This is a genomic window from Seonamhaeicola marinus (assembly GCF_008085455.1).
This window is the reverse complement of sequence record NZ_VSDQ01000698.1, coordinates 1-518: the sequence shown is the minus strand read 5'-3', so window position 1 is coordinate 518 and position 518 is coordinate 1. Positions and strand designations below refer to the sequence as shown.

Genomic DNA, 518 nt, shown 5'->3' with positions numbered 1-518 from the left:
TATAAAGTTTCTTTTTAACAGCATAGTTTTTCCCATGGCTAGTAATGTAAAGCAACCTTGTTAATAATTCAAAAATTATTAAACAAATTACTTTTGTTGTACCTGTTTGGTAATAAGGGTTCAACTATATGTATTAGAAACTTTAATTATTTAATTACATTAATCCACTGCCCTTTAGTTCGTACTAAAAAGTCGTTATCATACATAGCTTCCGCCTGAATTCCTGGTAAATAATAGTTGCCTAAGTAAGCAGCATTTAGCATTACCGAGAATGTTTTGGTACTATTGGAATTTCCATGTTTGCTTAAGTCAAAATAGAAATTCACGCGGTCGTCTCTAATGTCTGTATAGCGCGCTTCATTAGAGGTGGCAGCCCCAAAATCTGTAAACCGGGTATTTACAATTTCCCATCCCGAAGGGAAAATTTGAGTAAGTGCCACATTATTTATTGCAGCATTTTTAAGGTTACTAACCTTAACCGTAGCTACAAAATCTTGTCCTTGTTTTAAGTTGGCAAT

The 518-nt window shown here is 33.8% G+C and carries 1 protein-coding gene; it reads right to left on the bottom strand.

The genetic code is table 11. The features are described 5' to 3' along the window. Positions 1-146: 146 nt before the first annotated feature. A partial coding sequence (locus FUA24_RS17205) for an alpha-2-macroglobulin family protein (RefSeq protein ID WP_148544322.1) occupies positions 147-518 on the bottom strand: 372 nt, incomplete at its 5' end.